At 56.3% G+C, this 1,063-nt stretch carries 1 protein-coding gene; it reads right to left on the reverse strand.

Translation table 11 applies throughout. From position 1 onward, the window contains the following. The coding region (locus ACR0MI_RS23680) for an integrase arm-type DNA-binding domain-containing protein (RefSeq protein WP_170817453.1) at window positions 1-892 on the reverse strand (892 nt) is incomplete at its 3' end. Window positions 893-1,063 lie beyond the last annotated feature (171 nt).

The raw sequence follows: 1,063 nt of genomic DNA on the forward strand, positions 1-1,063 counted from the left end.
TGCCCCAGCCCGTCAGTTCGCGCAGTTCCTTCAAGTGATCGAAGGTTTGGCGGGACAGCGGTATTGTGTGAGGCCGACGCATCTTGGCGCGATGTGCCGGAACGGTCCACGCCATTCTGGCTTCGTCGATCTCATCCCACTCCGCCATTCGCAACTCTCCGGGGCGCAGGGCAGTCAACGCGAGCAGTTGCAACGCGAGGCGCGTAGTTCTTTGACCGGAAAACCCGTCGATAGCCCGGAGCAATGCACCGACCTGCGCCGGATCAGTGATTGCCGCGCGGTGCTGTACCTGGGGCCGGATTAGGGCATCCTTCAAACCATAGGTCGGATCGTTATCCGCGAGTCCTAGGGCGATGGCATAGCGAAAGACAGCCCCGGCAGCAGACCGCATCCGTACGGCGCTTTCGTGATTGCCCTTTTTTTCCATCTTCTGCAGCGGAACCAGAATATCCCGTGCTGTTATTTGCGTGATCGGCATTTTCCCGATGTCTGCGGAAAGTAGCCGGTGAAACCAGGCGGTCTTTGTCAGCGTTGCTTCGGCACGGCCTTCGCTGCGCTTCTTTTCCAGCAGTTCTGCCGCCAACTTGGAGAAGGTAGCGTTGTTCTCTGCCTCTTCTCTGGCTTTTTTGTCTTTGCGAACGCTGGAAGGATCTTCGCCATTTGCGATCAGGCCGCGGGCGTCGTCGCGTTTCCGTCGCGCATCAGCCAGTGTCACTTCAGGATACTTGCCCAGCGCCAGCAGCTTTTCCTTTTGGAGCCAACGATACTTGAAGCGCCAGAGTTTCGAACCGTTCGGCTTTACCAGCAAATATAGTCCGTCAAAATCGGCCTGCTTGTAGGGCTTCTCCTTAGGTTTTAGAGTCCGAATCCGTGCGTCGCTCAAGACAGGCATTGGGGGTACCTTCCAGTCATCGTGTGGCACGTACCCCAATTCGGTACCCCATTTGGGGGTAGATTACAGCGCACGTGGCAGGACAACATCGAACAATCCGACAGTAGAAATCCTGCAACTACAAGCTACTATCAGTCAAAATCGGACGCAACTGGATGTTAAAGTGGTGCC

The organism is Ruegeria sp. D4, from assembly GCF_056534475.1.